22 protein-coding genes, 1 pseudogene and 1 riboswitch are annotated in these 19,903 nt (G+C 40.4%); of the genes and pseudogenes, 19 read left to right on the top strand and 4 right to left on the bottom strand.

Features of this window, described 5'->3' with window-relative positions:
- The first annotated feature begins 8 nt into the window (after positions 1–8).
- From BCU94_RS11035 to BCU94_RS10975, 13 genes and pseudogenes are all read left to right on the top strand, one after another.
- Complete coding sequence (locus tag BCU94_RS11035) at positions 9–416, top strand: curli assembly protein CsgF (protein WP_102439588.1); 408 nt, start codon at positions 9–11, stop codon at positions 414–416.
- A 2-nt stretch (positions 417–418) separates the two neighbouring features.
- On the top strand, positions 419–1,270 hold the full coding sequence (locus tag BCU94_RS11030; RefSeq protein ID WP_102476407.1) for a CsgG/HfaB family protein: 852 nt from the start codon (positions 419–421) through the stop codon (positions 1,268–1,270).
- 581 nt (positions 1,271–1,851) lie between these two features.
- Positions 1,852–2,208, top strand: coding sequence for a purine nucleoside phosphoramidase (gene hinT / locus BCU94_RS11020; RefSeq protein WP_102439590.1), 357 nt, complete (start codon positions 1,852–1,854; stop codon positions 2,206–2,208).
- A gap of 10 nt (positions 2,209–2,218) precedes the next feature.
- Positions 2,219–2,602, top strand: a pseudogene (locus BCU94_RS19910) (PaaI family thioesterase); the annotation flags it as partial.
- A 171-nt stretch (positions 2,603–2,773) separates the two neighbouring features.
- Entirely contained in the window at positions 2,774–3,244 is a 471-nt protein-coding gene (locus BCU94_RS19905; RefSeq protein WP_347230783.1) for a PaaI family thioesterase, read from the top strand.
- An 88-nt stretch (positions 3,245–3,332) separates the two neighbouring features.
- Complete coding sequence (locus BCU94_RS11010; RefSeq protein WP_102439592.1) at positions 3,333–3,722, top strand: YcfL family protein; 390 nt, start codon at positions 3,333–3,335, stop codon at positions 3,720–3,722.
- Positions 3,723–3,880: 158 nt separating this feature from the next.
- Positions 3,881–3,989: riboswitch (TPP riboswitch) on the top strand.
- A 148-nt stretch (positions 3,990–4,137) separates the two neighbouring features.
- Positions 4,138–6,324, top strand: coding sequence for a TonB-dependent receptor (locus BCU94_RS11005; RefSeq protein ID WP_102476405.1), 2,187 nt, complete (start codon positions 4,138–4,140; stop codon positions 6,322–6,324).
- 170 nt (positions 6,325–6,494) lie between these two features.
- A complete protein-coding gene (locus BCU94_RS11000) occupies positions 6,495–6,755 on the top strand; it encodes a hypothetical protein (RefSeq protein WP_076536145.1) in 261 nt (86 codons plus the stop codon).
- 40 nt (positions 6,756–6,795) lie between these two features.
- A complete protein-coding gene (pnuC, locus tag BCU94_RS10995) occupies positions 6,796–7,446 on the top strand; it encodes a nicotinamide riboside transporter PnuC (RefSeq protein ID WP_102439594.1) in 651 nt (216 codons plus the stop codon).
- A 14-nt stretch (positions 7,447–7,460) separates the two neighbouring features.
- Positions 7,461–8,471 carry a phosphotransferase gene (locus BCU94_RS10990; RefSeq protein WP_102476404.1) on the top strand — a complete coding sequence of 337 codons (1,011 nt, stop codon included), beginning with the start codon at positions 7,461–7,463 and terminating at the stop codon, positions 8,469–8,471.
- A 44-nt stretch (positions 8,472–8,515) separates the two neighbouring features.
- Positions 8,516–9,364, top strand: a complete 849-nt coding sequence (locus tag BCU94_RS10985; RefSeq protein WP_102476403.1) for a DUF6279 family lipoprotein — start codon at positions 8,516–8,518, stop codon at positions 9,362–9,364.
- Positions 9,365–9,444: 80 nt separating this feature from the next.
- Positions 9,445–10,032, top strand: coding sequence for a DoxX family protein (locus tag BCU94_RS10980; protein WP_102476402.1), 588 nt, complete (start codon positions 9,445–9,447; stop codon positions 10,030–10,032).
- A gap of 138 nt (positions 10,033–10,170) precedes the next feature.
- Positions 10,171–10,719: an NAD(P)H nitroreductase gene (locus BCU94_RS10975; protein ID WP_102439615.1), complete on the top strand. Its 549-nt coding sequence runs from the start codon at positions 10,171–10,173 to the stop codon at positions 10,717–10,719.
- 187 nt (positions 10,720–10,906) lie between these two features.
- On the opposite strand, the gene BCU94_RS10970 is transcribed toward BCU94_RS10975, so the two are convergent.
- Complete coding sequence (locus BCU94_RS10970) at positions 10,907–11,113, bottom strand: hypothetical protein (protein ID WP_076536156.1); 207 nt, start codon at positions 11,111–11,113, stop codon at positions 10,907–10,909.
- Positions 11,114–11,315: 202 nt separating this feature from the next.
- Positions 11,316–12,005: a glutathione S-transferase gene (locus BCU94_RS10965; RefSeq protein ID WP_102439598.1), complete on the bottom strand. Its 690-nt coding sequence runs from the start codon at positions 12,003–12,005 to the stop codon at positions 11,316–11,318.
- 290 nt (positions 12,006–12,295) lie between these two features.
- On the opposite strand from BCU94_RS10965, the gene BCU94_RS10960 reads away from it, so the two are divergent.
- From BCU94_RS10960 to BCU94_RS10940, 5 genes are all read left to right on the top strand, one after another.
- Entirely contained in the window at positions 12,296–13,276 is a 981-nt protein-coding gene (locus tag BCU94_RS10960; protein ID WP_102439599.1) for a rhodanese-related sulfurtransferase, read from the top strand.
- A gap of 249 nt (positions 13,277–13,525) precedes the next feature.
- A complete protein-coding gene (gene yegD / locus BCU94_RS10955) occupies positions 13,526–14,890 on the top strand; it encodes a molecular chaperone (RefSeq protein WP_102476401.1) in 1,365 nt (454 codons plus the stop codon).
- 143 nt (positions 14,891–15,033) lie between these two features.
- On the top strand, positions 15,034–15,489 hold the full coding sequence (locus BCU94_RS10950) for a CreA family protein (RefSeq protein ID WP_102439616.1): 456 nt from the start codon (positions 15,034–15,036) through the stop codon (positions 15,487–15,489).
- A 42-nt stretch (positions 15,490–15,531) separates the two neighbouring features.
- Positions 15,532–16,014 carry a zinc ribbon domain-containing protein gene (locus BCU94_RS10945; RefSeq protein WP_102476400.1) on the top strand — a complete coding sequence of 161 codons (483 nt, stop codon included), beginning with the start codon at positions 15,532–15,534 and terminating at the stop codon, positions 16,012–16,014.
- Positions 16,015–16,023: 9 nt separating this feature from the next.
- A complete protein-coding gene (locus BCU94_RS10940) occupies positions 16,024–16,455 on the top strand; it encodes a bifunctional diaminohydroxyphosphoribosylaminopyrimidine deaminase/5-amino-6-(5-phosphoribosylamino)uracil reductase RibD (RefSeq protein ID WP_102476399.1) in 432 nt (143 codons plus the stop codon).
- 133 nt (positions 16,456–16,588) lie between these two features.
- Here BCU94_RS10940 and BCU94_RS10935 read toward each other — a convergent pair whose 3' ends face one another.
- Positions 16,589–18,070, bottom strand: a complete 1,482-nt coding sequence (locus BCU94_RS10935) for an MFS transporter (protein ID WP_102476398.1) — start codon at positions 18,068–18,070, stop codon at positions 16,589–16,591.
- Between the two features lie 398 nt (positions 18,071–18,468).
- On the bottom strand, positions 18,469–19,185 hold the full coding sequence (locus BCU94_RS10930) for a YrhK family protein (protein ID WP_102439603.1): 717 nt from the start codon (positions 19,183–19,185) through the stop codon (positions 18,469–18,471).
- 328 nt (positions 19,186–19,513) lie between these two features.
- On the opposite strand from BCU94_RS10930, the gene BCU94_RS10925 reads away from it, so the two are divergent.
- Positions 19,514–19,858, top strand: coding sequence for a hypothetical protein (locus BCU94_RS10925; RefSeq protein WP_198589306.1), 345 nt, complete (start codon positions 19,514–19,516; stop codon positions 19,856–19,858).
- Positions 19,859–19,903: the final 45 nt, after the last annotated feature.

Here is a 19,903-nt window from a genome sequence, read left to right as displayed (position 1 = left end):
AAGCCAAAATGAAAAAAATAACATTTACTTCAATATTGCTCATTCTTTCAGTTGATTGCTTTGCCACTCAACTTATTTATCAACCAGTAAACCCAGCCTTTGGTGGCAGCTATTTAAATGGCTCATATCTACTGGCTAATGCAGCTGCGCAAAATGACCATGAAAGTAGTGGTGGCTCAGGTTATGTGGCCCCAACAGCATTAGAACGTCTCTCAAGTTCGTTACAGTCTCGGTTGATGAGCCAACTTTTTAATGATGCCGCCAATGGGGGGGAAGGTTATCTATTAACTGATGATTTTGAAATTAATGTCGTTAATGAAGACGGCTCATTGATTGTTCATATTACCGACGTATTAACCGGTGAAACCACCATTATTGAAGTTGGCGGTATTGTTGATGACAGTGTCGGGGGTTAATAATGAAAAAATTATTTATTAGCTTGTGCCTACTATCTTTAACAGCTTGCTCATCAATTGATGAAGAATTTGAAAATATAGATGCCACTTCAAGTTTAATGCCTAAAGGTGAAACTTATTACGATCTAACCAGTTTACCTTTTCCACAAGGTGCGATGGTTGCTGCAGTATATGATTTTCGCGATCAAACAGGACAATACAAGCCCATTCCATCAAGTAACTTTTCAACGGCAGTGCCACAATCCGGTACGGCATTTTTAGCCCAGTCACTTAATGATTCAGCATGGTTTATACCCGTTGAGCGTGAAGGACTGCAAAACCTATTAACAGAACGTAAAATTTTACGGGCAGGACTTAAAGGTGATGCCAGTAAATTACCGCAACTTAATAGTGCGCAGGTATTAATGGAAGGTGGCATTGTTGCCTATGACACAAATATTAAAACGGGCGGTGCTGGAGCACGGTATTTAGGCATTGGCGCTTCAGGTCAATACCGAGTCGATAGCATTACCGTTAATTTACGCGCTGTGGATATTCGAACTGGCCGATTACTCAGTAGTGTTACCACCACCAAATCGGTGATATCAAAAGAAATTACCGCGGGTGTATTTAAGTTTATTGATGCACAAGATTTGTTAGAGGCTGAAGCGGGTTATACTTCCAATGAGCCTGTGAGTTTATGCGTAGTCGCAGCCATTGAGAGCGCTGTTGTGCATCTTATTGCAGATGGCATTTGGAAAGGGGCTTGGAGGCTAGGGGATGCCACTACAGGTTTGCAAAATACTACCTTGCAAAAGTATTGGTTAGAAGCCCATAAAGAAGCGCAAGTCAGTGCCAGAATTAAGCGTGGCTAATTATCCGTCCTGAATAAATAGCCCCTAATTAACAGTCCCTTATGTTTCAATCACGATAAAGGTGCCAATGGCGCCTTTTATGTTTTCTGGGGGTAAACTTCTAGATACACAGACGCAGCCCTTAAGGCGATAACCACATAAGCAGCTTAGCTTTCATTATGGTTAAGTTAAGCCAAGCTTTCATTATGTGGTGATCAAAAAGATGCCAAAGAAGTCTAATTGCATAAGGTTTAAAGGTAACCACCAAGAAATATAGCGCTTTTTTTAGCGACTTCAATGTTAATTGCTGGGGATACTTCAAATAAATCCCCTTTAGCATTGATAACAATGATGTGATAATGCCTAGATAAATTCTAAGTAAGTGAGCGTTGCTATAGTTAATCGAGCTGTCAAAATTGGCTTGATAGTGCCAACAACATTCAACAGTGATTAATAGCAAAGTGTTAAACTTGCTTGGCTTAAGTGACAAATGCAGCAGTAGCTATTATATAGTTAAGCAAGCGCTTAGTTGGCTGCTTGATTAGCGCATTCAACAATGATTTTCACTACTTCGATTATAATAACCAAAAGGATGATCAATCATGGCTGAAGAAACCATTTTCAGTAAAATTATACGCCGAGAAATTCCTGCCGACATTTTGTTTCAGGATGAGCTCGTCACCGCTTTTCGCGATATAAACCCACAGGCACCAACACATATTCTGATTATTCCAAACCATTTGATCCCCACAGCCAATGATGTAAAAGCATCTGACGAACTGGCATTAGGGCGAATGATGACAGTTGCGGCAAAGCTGGCTGATGAAGCGGGTATTGCACAAGATGGTTACCGCTTAATCATGAACTGTAATAAACACGGTGGCCAAGAGGTTTACCATATCCATATGCATCTACTTGGCGGTAAGTCACTTGGGCCAATGCTAAGTCGGTTGGATTAATACTAATAACATGAAAATAAACAGTGATTTTTTTCCGTTAACCGGCGTAGCAAGCCGATTTGTTAATCAGCTTGCCCATTGCCGTCGATTGAATATTAGTGCGTTAGAAGCCAGTGAACATCACGTATTACTGGAGTTGCCTTATAGCCAAGATATCATTGGTGACCCAGATACTGGGGTGATACACGGCGGTGTGGTGACTACGATCATTGATACCGCATCCGGCACTTCTGTTGTATGCGCTATTTTAGAGAAGTATAAATCCTTAGAAATATCGCCAACCTTAGATTTACGGGTTGACTACATGAAACCGGCTGAGCCAAACAAACCGCTGTATGCATTTGCAGAATGTTATCGTTTGTCGGCCAATGTGGCGTTTACCCGTGCGATTGCTTATCAAGACAGTATTGATGATCCTATTGCGCATGCTGTTGGCTCATTTATGCGTATTAGTCCAGAAATGGTGGGTGAAGAGTTTAGACAAGCTTTGATGGGTTGCGCTGATGAAGCAAGTGCAGTCAATTCAGCTGCTAATAACCAGCCTGATACTCAAAGTGTTGAAGTTATGCAGGCAGGCAATGCCAGTTTAACTGTGGGCGATATTAATGTTCATGATGTGGTTAAGCGGGCCATTGATTTAAATGACTATAGTTATTTATTAGAGAAAGTCCCTTATACCCAATTTATCGGGATGAGTGTTGATCGCTTTGGTGATGAAATGGTATTTAAGCTGCCAACTAAAGATGACAACATTGGTAATCCTATTCTGCCAGCCATACATGGCGGGGTTATTGCTGGCTTTATGGAAATGTCGGCGATTGTGCAGTTAATGGTATTTATGCAAGCTAAGAAAGTGCCAAAAATTATCGATTTTTCAATTGATTATTTACGTGCGGGTTTACATCAAGATACGTTTGCTGAATGTAAAATTACTCGTCAAGGACGCCGAGTTGCTAATGTTAGCATTAATTGCTGGCAGAAAAATCGTAAGCAGCTAATTGCTACTGCGAGAGCGCATTTCTTGCTTGATCAGTAGAAGTAACACACAGTTGATGCATAGATGAGCAAGCTGTTTGACACTGAGCCGACCATTTATTTTTAATACTTAAAAAAAGGAATTAATGATGACATTAAGAGTAATAATGATATCGCTAGCGTTAATGCTATCAGCCTGTGCTAATCATACCGCGGGAGTCATGGTTAGCTCTAATAGCGAAGTGAGAGTTGATAATAACTCTTTTGCGAGTAAAGTCGCTGTTGAGCAAGTCAATGTCAGAACGCAAGCGGATTTATTGCAAGGTTCTGCATTAATCATTAGCAAGGTGTCAACGGATTTAAGGCTGCAATATAAGTTTACTTGGTTTGATGTTGGTGGCTTTACCATTGAAGATGAAGCAAGCAGCTGGAAGTCATTAAAGCTACATGGCAAACAACAAATGCAGGTTAGCGCCGTTGCCCCTAATGCCAATGCAAGCCGTTTTGAAGTATATGTAAGAGAAGCATTCTCTAACTAAGTGTATCTTTTAAAATATAAAACACGCTTAATTGCGTGTTTTTTGTTTTATAGGCTTAGCTAATCATAAAAATATCTATGTGATAATTTTTTGTACTTAAATAGTTAATAAAAAGTGCCTGTTAGTGCTGTTGCACAGATGAAGGATAGTTTATAATCCGCCGCGCCAAGGGGTGTTTATCGTGTTGATAAACTGAGATGTCTAAAGACAAACCCTTAGAACCTGATCCGGCTCATACCGGCGTAGGAATAGGCTGCATGCTTTGCCGTAAATGTTAGTCATTAACTCAGTCATAAACCAAGTCGTAAACGAAAAACGACACCAATTTAATAACTGATAATTGTAATGACAGTCATGGATGCACATAACTAATTCACTATGCTTGCCGGATCTCAAAATTATAATTTGAGGTCCTATGTCTGTAATAAAATCTAAATCGCCATTAGCGATTGCCATTCTTGCCGTTTTATCCACTTCCGTTGTCGCTCAAACAGAAAATGTTGAACGCGTGGCGCCCGCTGCTGAAAAAATGGAAGTCATAGTGGTTAACGCTGACTTTAGTAATATAGCGCTAGAAAAAGTGCCATCCAGTGTTACCGTCATCGATAGCCAACAATTGCAAGATGAGGGCGCTCAACATTTTGAAGATGTATTAAACTCTATTGCTAATTTTAACTGGTCTGGCGGCAGCTCTCGGCCAAAGTATTTCCAAATTCGTGGTGTGGGTGAGCAAGAAGAATATCAAGGCGCGCCAAATTCTTCTGTTGGCTTCATTGTTGATGATATCGATTTATCTGGGATCGGCATGGTGTCGAGCATGTACGATATGCAACAGGTTGAAGTTCTTCGTGGCCCACAAGGTACACAATATGGCGCCAATGCGTTAGCGGGTCTTATATACCTTAAAAGTAACGATCCCACCGATGTGTTTGAACATGGCGCACAAGTCTCTCTTGGTGACGATGACTTACAAACCTTCTCCGGTTTTAGCTCTGGCCCAATAACTGACTCTGGTAAGCTACTTTATCGGGTGTCTTTAGAGCAACATTCGCAAAATGGTTACCGCGACAATACTTATCTAGAACGTGAAGATACCAATGGCCGTGATGAATTCACTGCCCGTGCTAAATTGCGTTGGTATGCTGCAGATGATGTGCAACTGGATTTAACCTTTTTACATGCTAATTTTGATAATGGCTATGATGCTTGGACGTTAGATAATAATGGCTTTGAAACAATTACCGATAAGCCTGGTGTTGATGCGCAAAAGACCACTGGTGCTGGCTTAAAAGCCACATTCAGCAGTTTTGAAAAGTTCGAACTCACCTCGTTAACTTCATTTGCACAAACCGATCATCACCATAATTATGACGGCGATTGGGCCAACCCTGATTACTGGGATTCGAAACAATGCAGCATTTATGATGATGACTGGAACGTGATTGGGACTGAGCCATGTGTTTATGATTACACCTGGGATAAACAGGGTGAGCGTAAAACCGTGTCACAGGAACTTCGTATCAGCTCAAACGAAGCTGGCCGAATTTTTAACGATTCGACTGATTGGTTAATGGGCTTATATGGCATGAACCTTCAAGAGGATAATGACTTATATTCTGAATACAATGGCTGGCCAGATGAAGTGCTGCAATCGGAATATGAAGCGACCAACTATGCTATTTTTGCTCAAACCGATACCCAGTTTAGTAATGGTTATGTATTTTCAGCTGGGGTTCGTTTAGAGCGTCGAGAAAGTGAATATTCAGACAGTAATGGTGATAAATTCTCACCTAGCGAAAACATGTGGGGCGGTCATTTAGCGCTATCTAAAGCCATAAACCAAGACCATAATACCTATCTGCGTATTGCTCGCGGTTACAAAGCGGGTGGCTTTAACATGAGTTTGCCAGCTGAATTAGCCGATAAAAAAGAGTTTGATACTGAAATCTTATATAACTACGAGTTAGGGCTCAAATCTTCGTGGTTACAAGGTCAATTAGACACCAACTTGGCATTCTTCTATATGGATCGACGCGATCAGCAAGTGGCGGCATCACAACAAGACCCTGATGATCAGCAGCGCTTCATTCTATTTACCGAAAATGCAGGTAGTGCTGAAAACTACGGCGCCGAAATCGACTTTACCTACTATGCCACCGATAACATTCAATTCTACGGTAGTGCAGGTTGGTTAGAAGCCACCTATGGTGATTATCAATACAAGGATAAATATGGCAATGTCGTAGATTTAACAGGTCGAGAGCAAGCCCATGCGCCAAAATTTACTTATAGCGCAGGCATGAGCTATGTCAGTGATTCTGGCTGGTTTACCAATTTAAATGCTAGCGGTAAAAGTGATTTTTACTACTCTGATAGTAACGAATCAAAGTCAGACGCTTATACTATTTTCAATGCTCGAGTGGGTTATGAAACACAAATGTGGTCAGCGTATTTATGGGGCCGCAACTTATTTGACGAGCAATATGGCACCAGAGGCTTCTACTTTGGTAATGAACCAGACTTAGATTGGGCCGATAAGCAATATGTACGTTTCGGCGATCCACGTCAGCTAGGTATTACCTTAAACGTCAAGTTTATGTAGCTTGGCTGCAAACTATGTTAATTAAAAGGGGCTGTTAACCTGTTGGGTTACAGTTGATTTATTTAATAATAACAATACTTAACACTAAATTGCCGTCATGTTTTGAAAAGTTTTTTACCTTAAACTTTGATAGACTATGACGGTATTTTTATCACGATTAAGGAATTTCCATGAAATTGACTGCCGAAATCAGCATGTATCCATTTAATGAAAACTATTTAGACCCGATAAAGTGGTTTATTGGCCGAGTAGATAGCTACCCTAATATTGAACGTAAAACCAATGCGATGGCGACTCAGGTGTGCGGTGAATACGCAGATGTGATGGCCATGCTAGCAACCGAAATGGAAGCGGCCCATCAAAAATGGGGCAAAGCAGTATTTGTATGTAAATTTATTGGTGGCGAGCTTGATTTAAGCCACACCGAATAACCTGAAAATTCATCATAGTAATGAAATAGTAGCCAACGTTATGTTATCTGAGATCGTTCAATCAATACAAATTGCCATTACTGAAGTGTCTGTAATGACAGGCTGGGAAGCTGTTGCAGTGATTCTGGCAATTGCGTATTTGATATTAGCCATGAAAACCAATATTTGGTGTTGGGCGGCAGCCTTTGCCAGTACTGCCATATACACAGTGCTGTTTTGGAATGTGTCATTGTTGATGGAATCAGTGCTAAATGTATATTACATGGCGATGGCGATTTATGGCTTTTGGCTGTGGCGCTATGGTGCTGACAGTCGTCATCAAACTGAACTGCCAATTATTAGTTGGTCTCTAAACAAACACTTAGTGATTATTGCCGTTACTAGTGGTGTATCCTTGATTGTGGGCTACTTAATGGCCACAAATACAAGTGCTTCCTTTCCATATCTTGATGCATTAACAACCTGTTTTGCGGTGATGACTACTTATCTAGTGGCGAAAAAGGTAATAGAAAATTGGTATTACTGGATGGTGATTAATTCGCTATCAATTTACTTATACCTTCAAAAAGGTTTAATGCTAACTTCTGGTTTACTTATCCTGTATTTATTTATGGCTGTCAGCGGTTACTTTATGTGGCGTAAAAAAATGCTGCAAAATCATGCACCAGATGATGCAGCCTTAGCAAGCTAATGGCTATTTAGATAATGAGTCACTTTAACCCATGGCAATGGCTACCTGCGGATATTAAACGCCAATTACCGAATATATTAGCCGATAAGATTGAAGCAGATTGTCATGGGGTTAAAGTGTTATCTGATGGATTAAGTAACCAAAACTTCCATATAGCCTTAAGTGATAGCGATTGGGTATTACGGGTTAATCAAGATAATGCCCCGTGGTGTGAACGAGACAACGAAGTGAGCAGTTGGCGCTTGGTTGAAGCCATTAATCGGGCGCCTAAATTAATTTGGCTTAGTGATGATAAACGTTTTTACCTAAGTCAGTTTATACCTGAAAATAATCACTTATGGTCAAATTATGTCGCCGAGTTTAGTTTTTATGATAACAAGCGCCCACAGCAGTCGGTGTTTGCGGCGCTAGACCCTGTTGCTCACCTACTGGGGTTATTAACCCCGCTATCAAAATTACCTTTGCCGACGAAACAAATTACCATGACTCAGCAATGGCAAGTTTATGTAAACTCATTATCTGACTTAGGCAACTCAATTGCTGATGCAAGCGTCGCAAACAAAGGCGATGCTGATGAAACTCAGGCGTTAGTGACATGGCAGCAGCTTTATCGAAAATTAACCAGTAAATATGCCCAAATGGCTATTTGGCTTGAACAACTAGAAACCTGCGTGATTTCGCCGCAGTTCTGTCACCGAGATTTGTCGCCGTATAATTTACTGTTTGATGGTAAACAACTTAAGTGTATTGATTTTGAATATTGCGCTGCCAGTCATCCGCTGTTTGATTTAGTCGCCGTGGTGGTGACGCATCAATTAACTCAAGAGCAAGTAAAACAACTGACGGAAAAATATCTACGACATCAGCTGAATTTGACTCATGATTGTACTGACTACCTCGCTGAAATGGCTCATTGCTTTTGGCTATTTGCCGCAGCTTGGGCTTTAATGATGGCAGCTAACCAGCAATTATCTCCTCAGCAATATTTTAACTTATTCAACAAATACCTATCTTTAGTGCCATAAGGCTATTATTCTTAACTTATGCTGTTTGTAGGGGAGAATGACCGTTGAAAAAGCCATTAATTCCAATATTACTTGTTATCTTTTTAGCAGGATGTTCCACCAAATTTAGTTACTTCTTTCTCGACTGGGCCATTGAGTGGCGCGTTGATGAATATGTAGAATTAGATAAATCTCAACAAGCTCAATTTGATAAGCTGCTAGATAAGTTTTTGCTTTGGCATCAACAGCAAGAATTGGCTCGCTATAGCGAGCAGCTGCAGCAACTTTCCGACAATATTAATAAACACACGCTCACCATTGAAATTTGGGAGCAACAAGTTACTGCAGCTAAAGCCCATTGGTTTCGTGTTTTTGAATTTTTACTACCCGATTTACTACCTATTATTACTAGCTTAAGCGATCAACAAGTTAAATCTATTATTACTCAGCTTAAACTTGATAATGATGAATTAGATGCCAAGTATGCAGGAAAAAACCAACTAGAATTAGTCGCCGATGCCAACAAAAGAACCATCAATCGGGTTGATGATTGGTTAGGAAGCACCACAGCAGAACAAGAAGTGTTAATTAAAGCGTTTAATCAACAGCGTTTAGCAACCCTTGATATGTGGCTAGAGTATCGACTTGAATGGTTACGTCAGTTTGAAACTGCGCTGAGTCAACGAGATGATACAGCCTTACTTGAGCAGAGAATGCGGTTATTAATGACCCAGCCAGATGAATTAAAATCGGCAATCTATCAGCAAAATGCAGATAGAAATACTCGATTATTTGGTCAGTTAATGATTGAAATTAATCACAGTTTATCCAGCAAGCAGCGCCGTCATTTAAACAAAAAAATAGTCACGTTAATTGAGGATTTACAAGATCTGTCTGACGATGTGGAGCGTTAATTTATAGCTGATGTAAATAGATGAAATAAAACTTGTTATTCCAAGGTCTAATGATGTAATTATCGCAGCAAGGTTAAGGAATTATCATGGTGAACCTATATCAGCAATTTTTAAGTTTATTAAGGCACATTGAAGGCATAGCACCACTGGCTTTGCGACTTTATTTAGCCCCAGTATTAATGCAAGCAGGTTATAACAAGTTATCTAATTTTAGTGACACAGCGGCTTGGTTTGGTAATCCTGATTGGGGTTTAGGTATACCTATGCCTGAAGTCATGACCGCATTAGCTGCCGGCACCGAATTATTTGGCGGAGCGCTACTGCTGATAGGCTTAGCTACACGTTTAGTGGCCATCCCTATGATGGTAACCATGTTAGTTGCGGCGTTTGCGGTGCACATTAATAATGGCTGGTTGGCCATTGCTGATGCCAGTTCCTGGCTTGCTAACGATAATGTCACCGCTTCTGCTGAAAAGCTTGCTGCGGCTAAAGCACTTTTACAGCAACATGGTAATTACGAATGGCTCACAAGCTCAGGCAACTTTGTTATTTTAAATAATGGTATTGAGTTTGCCATAACCTATTTCATCATGTTGCTTGCGCTGTTATTTATGGGCGGAGGCCGATATACCAGCGTGGATCACTTTATTGCCAAGCGTGCTAGCTAGCGATTAATAACCTCATCTAACAATTTATCATGACATGTAAAAATCCCACTTTAATGTGGGATTTTTGTTAATATTCTTGAGAGATTAATTATCGGCGTGGACATGTGTCTGCGCAATGAAAAGACAGGGATTTTGCAATTGGACGCTTCAGAATTATTACTTACTCGCCAGTCAACACCTCGTTTAACAACGCCTGCGCCGAATGAACAACAATTGGACTTCATTCTTAATGCTGCTGCCAGAGTGCCAGATCACGGCGCTTTAACCCCTTGGGAATTTATTATCGCCACTGATGCAGGGTTAGAGACCTTAGCAGAGATATTTGTTACGGCGGCTAAGTCTAAAGGGGCCGATGAAACCTTTTTAACCAAAGTGAAAGGGATGCCACACCGAGCGCCAATGGTCATTACTGTCGTCGCCAAAAGTCAGTCACATCCTAAAGTGCCATTATTAGAGCAGCAGTTAGCCGCGGGCTGCGCCACCATGGCAATGCAACAAGCAGCGTTTTCTTTAGGATTGGGCGCAGTTTGGCGTACTGGTGACTTTGCTTTTAACGCGATGGTTAATCAAGGTTTGGGTATTGCCGCTGAAGATCAAATCGTGGGCTTTTTGTATATCGGCACCCCTGCGGTTAAAGCGCCGCTTAAACCGTTAAAACCAGGCCGACAATTCGCTCGATATTTATAACCTGTTTCTATGAAGTGGGCTTATCAACTTAATTGCTGAACTCGAGAACAGTGCTAATTATAAAGGCGATCAAAAGCGTTAATAAAAATATAGTGACTCCAGTTGTGGAATCACTATATTTAATATTTTTAAATAAAAATGTTTGAGTTACCTAGGTCGGTGACTTTGCTCGTTATAATTAAATGTCTTAGTCGCTTGGGTCTAATGCATCTAACGGCAGCAAGTTCTGATATAAGTAATAGCCTAACGGGCCTAAAAATAGGCTTATTGTTCCCCATAGATAACGTTTAACGTTATCTATCTTTGCTGCTGTGTTAATCGCGCGGTAGCAAAACATAATATGCAATACGATTAACAGTGGTATGAGCACAAGCACCAAATCCATTTGTTCCATGTCTACATCCTTGGTCACTGCATGAGAGGCTTACCTAAGCTTAATCCTATTTTGGAGATTAGCTGCTTAATCACTATAAAATCCATCTTATAGTTGACTTAACATAGCGCATTTACAGTACTTTTATCAATCATATATATGAATAACTATACAAAAGATTGATCTGTTGTTGCTAATATAAGCAGTTAGTAATATATCGACGCTATTTGAGGTAATGTTGCTGGGTTAAATCATCTAACCAGAGAGAGTGTTTTTTCATAACCATTTTAAATAAATCACTTTCTAGATGGATTTTGAGCCATTGTTTTACATTTTTATATGGGCTTTGCTGGAACCAGAGCTTATTAACATGTGCAAATTGTCTTACAAACGGAAAAATAGCGTAGTCAGCCATCGAGGGTGAGTCTGACAGCAGTTGTTTATTATCAGACAGCTTTTCTTCTAAAATTTCAATGAATTCACAGGCTTTAATGCGGTAATACTCTTCAGGATACTCAAGGTGTCTATCAGCATACTTGTATTTGTCTAGCCAAGGTTTAAATTGAAAATCATTCAATTCAATCAGATCAATTGCTGCTTTATCGGTTATAGAGCAGACTAAGCTTACATAAGCACTGTTGCATAAATATTCAGTATCAGCACAAGAATAATGACTTAATACATACTTGAAGATATCAATGCTTTCGTCTAATACTTTAGGACGATTAATTTGCGGATCATTCAGTACTAATACTGGTACTGTGCCTTTTGGCGACAGCTTTAGCATTTCTGCAGGTTTATTACGTAACTCAATTTCTCTTAATTCAGGATTTAACGAACTTAAATGCAAGCCTATACGCGCTCTCATCGCATAAGGGCAGCGCCTGAAGGTATAAAGAATAGCGGAAGACATATATAACTAGACCTTGTTATCGTGAAGTAAACAATGAGTGAGCTTATTCTATGTTTTTTATCTGTGGGTGTGTGAACTTTTTGCTTAGGTTGTCGGTTGGTTTTGCGGGTTTGTTGAAACATATGTGTTTACTGACACGAACTGAAGACGCTGCATTACGCCTAGCTATGGTTGTGTGATTAAGTTACAATTTCGCGCCATAATTTGAGGTTGATCACTCTTTTGTGCTTATTTGTCCTTAATCGTTATTAATTGCACTGGAAATTAAGTTCCAGCTAGCGGAGATATTCATGTCACAAGTTGTCGTTTGCGCGTTATATAAGTTTGTTGCTTTACCGCATTTTGAATCAATAAAAGCGCCATTATTAGCCCATATGGAGCAACAAGAAATTAAAGGCACTTTATTACTGGCCAGTGAAGGTATTAACGGCACAGTAGCAGGCTCGCAACAAAGTATTGATAGCCTGTTAGCCTGGTTGGCGTCACAAGATGGCTTAAATGAAATTGTGTATAAATTATCCTTTGACGACAACATGCCATTTTACCGCACCAAAGTGAAACTCAAGAAAGAAATTGTCACTATGGGGGTTGAAGGGATTGATCCAAGGGAAGTGGTAGGGACATACGTTAAACCAAAAGATTGGAACAAACTGATCTCAGATCCTGAGGTGTTATTAGTCGATACCCGTAACGATTATGAAGTACAAATCGGCACCTTCAAAAATGCAGTTAACCCTGTAACTGAAACCTTCAGAGAGTTTCCTCAATACGTCAAAGAAAACCTCGATCCAACTAAGCACAAAAAAGTCGCCATGTTCTGTACCGGTGGCATTCGCTGTGAAAAATCCACCGCTTACCTTAAAGAGCAGGGTTTTGATGAGGTGTATCACCTTGAAGGCGGGATTTTAAAATACCTTGAAGAAGTGAACCAAGAGCAAAGCCTGTGGCAAGGTGAGTGTTTTGTATTTGATAATCGGGTGGCGGTAAATCATGATTTAGATAAAGGTATTTACGATCAATGTAATGCTTGCCGCATGCCAATCACACAAGAAGAAATGCAGACCCCAGCTTTTGTTCAAGGCGTCAGTTGTCCACACTGTATCGATAAAATTTCAGATGAGCAGCGTCAACGTTTTATTGAACGTGAAAGACAGGTTCAACTGGCTAAACAGCGTGGCGAAGCCCATATAGGTAGTGACGTTAAACAAGTTATTCAGCAAAGACGTCAACATAAAGAAAGCGTGAAGCTAGCCCAAAATGAAGCTAAATAATTAGAGTCACTAAAGGTCGATTAAGCCAGTTTGATGAAAGCATCCATTGTCATGTGGGTGCTTTTTTGTATTGATTTTAGCTTTTTGAGGCCGATGTTATTTTTACTGTGCCTAAACAAGTCATTATTATAAATGAAACAGGTTGCTGGATTTAGCAGCGAAAGATTTGTTATTGCTAAAGTGAATAACAAATCTTAATCAGCTTATGTTATTTTTAGCATTGATCTAGAAATATAAAGTTGGAAGTTAATGTTTATTGGTTTTGATTACGGCAGTGCAAACTGCTCAGTGGGTATCGAGCAAGATGGTCAGGTGACACTTATTCCGATTAATGGTGATAGTTGTTTCTTATCTTCAACCTTATATGCCATGGATAGAGAACTTATCGCTGAAGCTGTTTATCACCGCATTGCGGATGAGTTAAAACCACAATATGGCCACTTGCGTTCATCGCAATTAAGCCGCGCCAGACAAGTCCGCCATGAGTTGGATATTTTCCCAGACGAGCAAGTGGTATTTGTTGGTCCAGAAGCAATTGAAGCCTATTTGGAATTACCCGATGAAGGTTTTTACGTCCGGTCACCAAAATCATTTTTAGGCGCTAGTGGTTTAAGGGGCGATCAAGTGGCGTTATTTGAAGATATTGTCACCTTAATGATGCTTGAAGTGATGTCTCGGGCTAAAGCAGTAATTAAAGAGCCGATCACCAAAGCTGTCATTGGCCGACCTGTTAACTTTCAAGGTGTTGGCGGTGAGGAAAGTAATCAGCAAGCACAAGCTATTTTAGAAACAGCGGCTAAAAGAGCAGGCTTTGAACAAGTAAGCTTTTTATTTGAACCTATGGCTGCTGCGATGGATTATGAAGCGTCAATGACGTCCCACAAAACCGTACTAGTGGTTGATGTTGGCGGCGGCACCACCGATTGCTCTATGGTAAAAATGGGCCCAGAGTTACAACATAAAACCGATCGTAGTGATGATGTGCTTGGCCATAGTGGTCAGCGTGTTGGCGGTAACGATCTTGATATTGCCGTTGCCATGAACTGTTTTATGCCGCATTTAGGCCTAGGCTCTACATTAAAAAATAACCTTACAGTACCGCGACAACCATTTTGGAATGGCGTTGCTGTTAATGACATTAGTGCTCAGCGAGAATTTGGCTCTATTGCGACGGCTAAATTAATTGACGAACTCATTAAAGATGCCGAGCAACCAGCGCTTCTTAAACGACTTAAATCATTACGCTTGCATCAAATGAGCTATCAATTCGTTCGTCAAGCAGAGCAGTGCAAAATTGGCCTGTCACAGCAGACAGATTTTGATACAGATTTATCCTTTATTGAAGCGAACTTTGAGATTAATGTCTTACAGGATGCCTTTGAAGCTGCAGTTCAGCAACCTGTTAGCAAATTAATCACTATTATGAAGCAAGCTGTTGAGTCAGCAAGCGCCGAGCCTGATGTGGTTTATGTCACTGGCGGCACCGCAAAAAGTCCGGTGATCCACCAATGTATTTCAAGCCAATTTAGTGAAGCAGAAATTATTGTCGGCGACCATTTTGGCAGTGTAACCAGTGGTTTAGTGCGTTGGGCGGGTAAAGTTTTTCAGCACTAATTTTTTAGCTGTGATTTAACTGTAAGCATTTAAGCATAAGCCAGTTACAACAGGTGTTATTAATCGTGTTGTAGCCAGTAAGGATAAACATCAATATGGTTCGAGCAATGATTCAAAACACGCCGGTAAATAAAATAACTGCAATGGCATTAGTGCTAGGGACTAGCTTATTAACCATGAGTTGCAGTGACGATGTTGGCAAGGTGAGTTTAGGGATGTTTACCACCAAAGACATTAAACTTAATAAGATGGTTGACCCACTAGTACCTGGGGTAACTTGTCATGTTGCCAGTATCGAAGCGGATTTAAGCTTTTCAGATCCATCCGATTCATCTATTTCATGTCGTCAAACCGGTGAAATTACCTCGCAAATGATCGACGCTATTGATAAGTCGGCATCAGGTGAGATTGTATTTAAAAAGTCTAAAAGTATTTTCTTTAAAACCATGAAAATCAGACGTATTTTAGATGCAGAAAATCAAACTCTGATGTATGTGTCTTATTCGACCAAGGAAACATCGGGTAGTTACAAACACAGCTTATCGACGGTGCCATTATGGGGCACTAAAGCTTATCAACAGCCACAAGCGGCGTACTAGTTTTTAAGCTAACTCACACGATTATTAGCATGAGGAGGGTAAATGGATTGTCCTTATTGTAAACAACAGCTTCATGTTGACGCACTAAAGTGTTGCCATTGCTTAGAATATCTATCTGATCATATTTGTCCAGATTGCCACAGTAGCTTGCCTAAAGATGCTCTGGTGTGCCGCCATTGTCATTATCGATTCAGCCAAATTTCAATCAGTGCGACTGAATTAACCATGGCATTTAAAGCCGAATTATTGGCATCGGTTTTATTTCGATTTAGATTGTTACCCCAAGAAATCGAAACTGATGTGGATAAAATTTGCATCAATGCACCGGGGCTATTTCGTTTGTGGAATAACACCGATGAAGTCCCGTGGAATAAAGTTGCCGGATTTAATTATCGCAGCGGCATTATTTGGGATCGCATCGAAATTGAAACCCGCGGTCAAAAGCCCAGTGTCATTTTGGGCTTGTCAAAGCACAATAGTGAGCAGTTACGAAAATTACTGCAATCTATTGTGAATGCTAATTAAATAATCTAGATGGATTACGATAAAAAATTTATGCTTCAAGCATTAAAGCTATCTCAGTCAGCTTTGCCTCAATGCCAGCCCAATCCGCCTGTGGGCTGCGTTCTTGTTCGCGATGAACAAGTTATTTCTCAAGGTTACACCCAAAAGATAGGTGGTAACCATGCTGAAATAGAAGCGCTAAATGCGTGTGTGGGTGATTTGAGCACAGTGACAGCCTACGTAACCCTAGAACCTTGCTCATTTGTTGGTAGAACTCCGGCTTGTGCTTCTGCTTTAGTTAAATCAGGTATAAAAAGAGTAGTCGTCGCATGTTTAGATCCTGACCCAAGGAATAGTGGAAAGGGTATCCAGATGCTGATGAATAAACGAATAGAAGTAGATATTGGTGTCGCTTCTAAAGAAGTAAGTGAGTTTTTAAAACCTTATCTTGGAAGGTCATAATTCATTTATGAGAATCTAATATTTTAGACTTTAGCTATATGTGGTTATGTATATACAGCACACATATGACCCTCATGACAGTCAATGGGTTAGCCATTGACTGTCGCGTTACAAATATAAAAGTCATTGCTCGTTAAACAATAGGCTCAAGCACATTGTTATTTGCTGTATCGTGTTGTTCAGCTTTACGCAGCATTATCGTAATGAGCTTAGAACACACTAAAGCCACTGCGACCATCACTACCGCCATGATAGTTAACATTTGAAAATAGTCACCATACATGTTTTGGGCGATGTCTTGGGTCAAGACTTGTCCTTTTTCAAGGGCAATATGAGTTGATAGCACTGCGCCCACAATCCCACTTAAAGCGATTGCCACTGAAAATAGGCTAACAGAAAAGTTTTCAATATGTGCGGGGGCAACAGACAAAATAAATGCCACTACCATTGAGCCGACAATCACTTCAGCAAGCGCTTGAAAAAAGTGCACTGCAAAAAAGACTTCAGGTCTAATGGTGACATCTGGGCCGATGTTTGAGATGAAATAGGTTAATATCCCAAATGCGATAGCTGTCATCACAAACGCCACCGACACCTTGGTTGCAGTCGACAGGTTAATGCCTTTTTTCTCTAAGGCAGAAAAAGCCATGGCGACCACAGGACCGCCAACCATACACCAGAGTGGGTTCATCGCCATTGCCGCTTCTGGTTGCAGTGGAATAAAGCCAAACAAATTGCCGCTCAGGGTATTAATGGCAACAATGTTCATTGATGTCATCATTTGTCCGTAATACACGAAAAAGCAGGTCGTTAAAAAAGTGGCAATTAAAATGGTGCCCATTCTAAGTTTTTCTGCGTGACCTACCTGAAACATCAAAGCAATGAAGTAACCAATTGCCATTAAGCCAATGGCATAAACGATATTTTGTCCAATTTCCATATTTGAGAACATGAAAAACACTAGGCCAACCATGGCGAAAGAAATAACAGCAAAGCCAAACCAGGCTTTAATTGATAGTGATTTTTGATCGATAGGTTTTCCTAAAGCTGAAAAAGGCTTTTTGAGCACCACAAGAACGAATAGGGCAACAGCTGCCAATATGGCAGAAAGCATGAAACCGCCAGTAAAACCAATATAAAGAATTAACATCGGGAACAAATACTGCCCAGCAAAGGCGCCAATATTATTGACCGAGTAATTGATTGGGAAACCTTGTTCAAACTCTTTTTGAGAGTTAAATGTTCTTCTATAAAGGCTTGGGTAAGATGGCGACATTAACCCGCGGCCATAACTAGCGAGTGCTATACCAGCCATTGCGGTAGGGACATGTAATGAGGATGCGCCCACGACCAGTAGAATATAACCGGTAACAAATGCAGCATAACTAATGGTGAGTGAGCGATAAGCACCGAGTAATTTATCGGCGATAAAACCGCCTGCAATAGCAAATAATGGCCCGATAGCGGCGAATGCGCCGACAACCATCATGGTCTCGGATTCACCGTAATTGAGTTCTTCTAGAAAAAAGCGCGTAAGGCTGACGAGCACGCCATAAAAAGATAAGCCAAAAAGCATTTGGCAGACCATCATCGACTTGTTGAGTTTATTCCACATTTTTTAGGCCTTGATATTTGTATGTCGCTAACGACAATTGCCCACGAGCACTGTGACTCATGAGAGAAAGGTCGTTGTTCACACCTTGATTGCAGCAAGGGAATTGAGGGAAATTAGCAATTGTTTGATGAACTTCTGAATCGCTTATGTAGGACGCGATCCTACAAAAAGGGCTAAGGATTTTGATGCTGACGATCCAAAGTGATTGGCTTAAAATAGCGTATAGGTTGATTAATTCAGCAGTGACGCCATGGGGGCATTATAAAACAGTCACATAAGCTATTTTCATTGAGATATTTACTGACGATAAATCAGCTTGATGCCATAAAGCCGCACAGCACAGAGCACCTAGGGTATTGAAGCAAGCTTAGATATTTGTTTGATTAAATTATTAGGCTTTACACGTCTGGATGATTTTTCAGCGCATTTTGAACCAGTAAGTAGGCGCGCCAGTAATTAAATATGCCGCCTAATAAAAATAGGATACTGCCCAGCATATATTGCCAAGCAAGAAAGTTGAGAATAAGCAGGTGATCATTTGGCGATTCAAAAGCCCACAGATAAGGGATAGAGGCCATACCATAGAGAACTGAGCCGACAATAAAGGTGATTGCTGTTAGGTTCATCAATTGCAGTAATTGCACCGATTCAGCCTTGATAATCAGTAACACATTGGCTGCAGCGCCAAGCACAAACAATGTGCTGCCAATGATAAACAACCAAGTACCGAGGATCAGATCATCAACCGCAGGGAAATAAGATATTCGGCCAAAAACAAAACATAGGGTACCCAGCAGATAACTGATACCTGCAAAATATTCTAATTTTAAATCAATCCCGTGGGATAGCTGGCTTTTCCAATGTCGCCTGATCTCAGCCATATCGTGAACATTAACCGCTAAGTAAATCAGTGAAGCGGCAAGAAAAAACCAACCGCCAATATGGGCATATTCAGCCCGACTTGGGAAAAAAAAGAAACTGCCAATAACAAAAAGAATACCGCCGACTTTATAAGCAATTGCGTTGATGGTTTCCCAGCGAAATTGTGCTCTAAGTTCTTTCTTATTTGCAGTTAAATTAAGAATACGTCGACGATTTGAAAATATATGCGGCATGTAAGTTTTGTCTCGGTTCTGGGGGGAAGAGGTTTCTTAAGTTAGTTTTGCTCATAATCTACAAGTACATCAATAAATGTGTTTTACTGACGTTTGTTTAACCTAGGTGCCTAAGCGTCTAAATTAACGCTTCGATATAAAAATTCTGCTACAACTGCCAAAGGATGATAAACCACAGCTGTGAATAAGTGAAATATTCAACTCCACATCAGCCTAATTATAATCGCTAGTTACATTTATTGTTAAAACGAGTTGTCGCGACAAGAGTTGGCGGTTTGGATACAAGAAACCCTTGATAAATGGATAAAACTGGATTGATGTTCGTATTATGCACAATCAAGGTGTCCTAGCAGAGGATGATTGGCACTTAATCGCTTGGAGTAATGCCTTAACTTATAGTCCAATATTTTCAGAAAATATAGTAGATAAATTTTCGCAAATTAGTAGTGAAACCTTTCTAATCATCGGCACTAGGGATAGAACAGGCCCTGGCCGAGGTTGGTTAAAAAAAGGTGTTAATAGAAAGCTTGGAGATGACCAAAACCTTGGCAAACAAGCTCAGGTAATGATTAAAGGTTCAAGCCTTATTGAGTTGGAAGGTTTAGGTCACATGCCACAATATGAAGATTATGATGCTTTTCATGCGGCATTTACTCAGGTGATTGATGAATAGTTTACTTTGTTAATTAGGGTGACTTATCTATTTTAGCCATTCAAA

It is taken from the genome of Shewanella sp. 10N.286.52.C2 (genome assembly GCF_002874545.1).
Taxonomy (GTDB): Bacteria; Pseudomonadota; Gammaproteobacteria; order Enterobacterales; family Shewanellaceae; genus Shewanella.
Note: the sequence above shows the minus strand (reverse complement) of the source record. Positions and strands in the feature narration are given on the sequence as shown.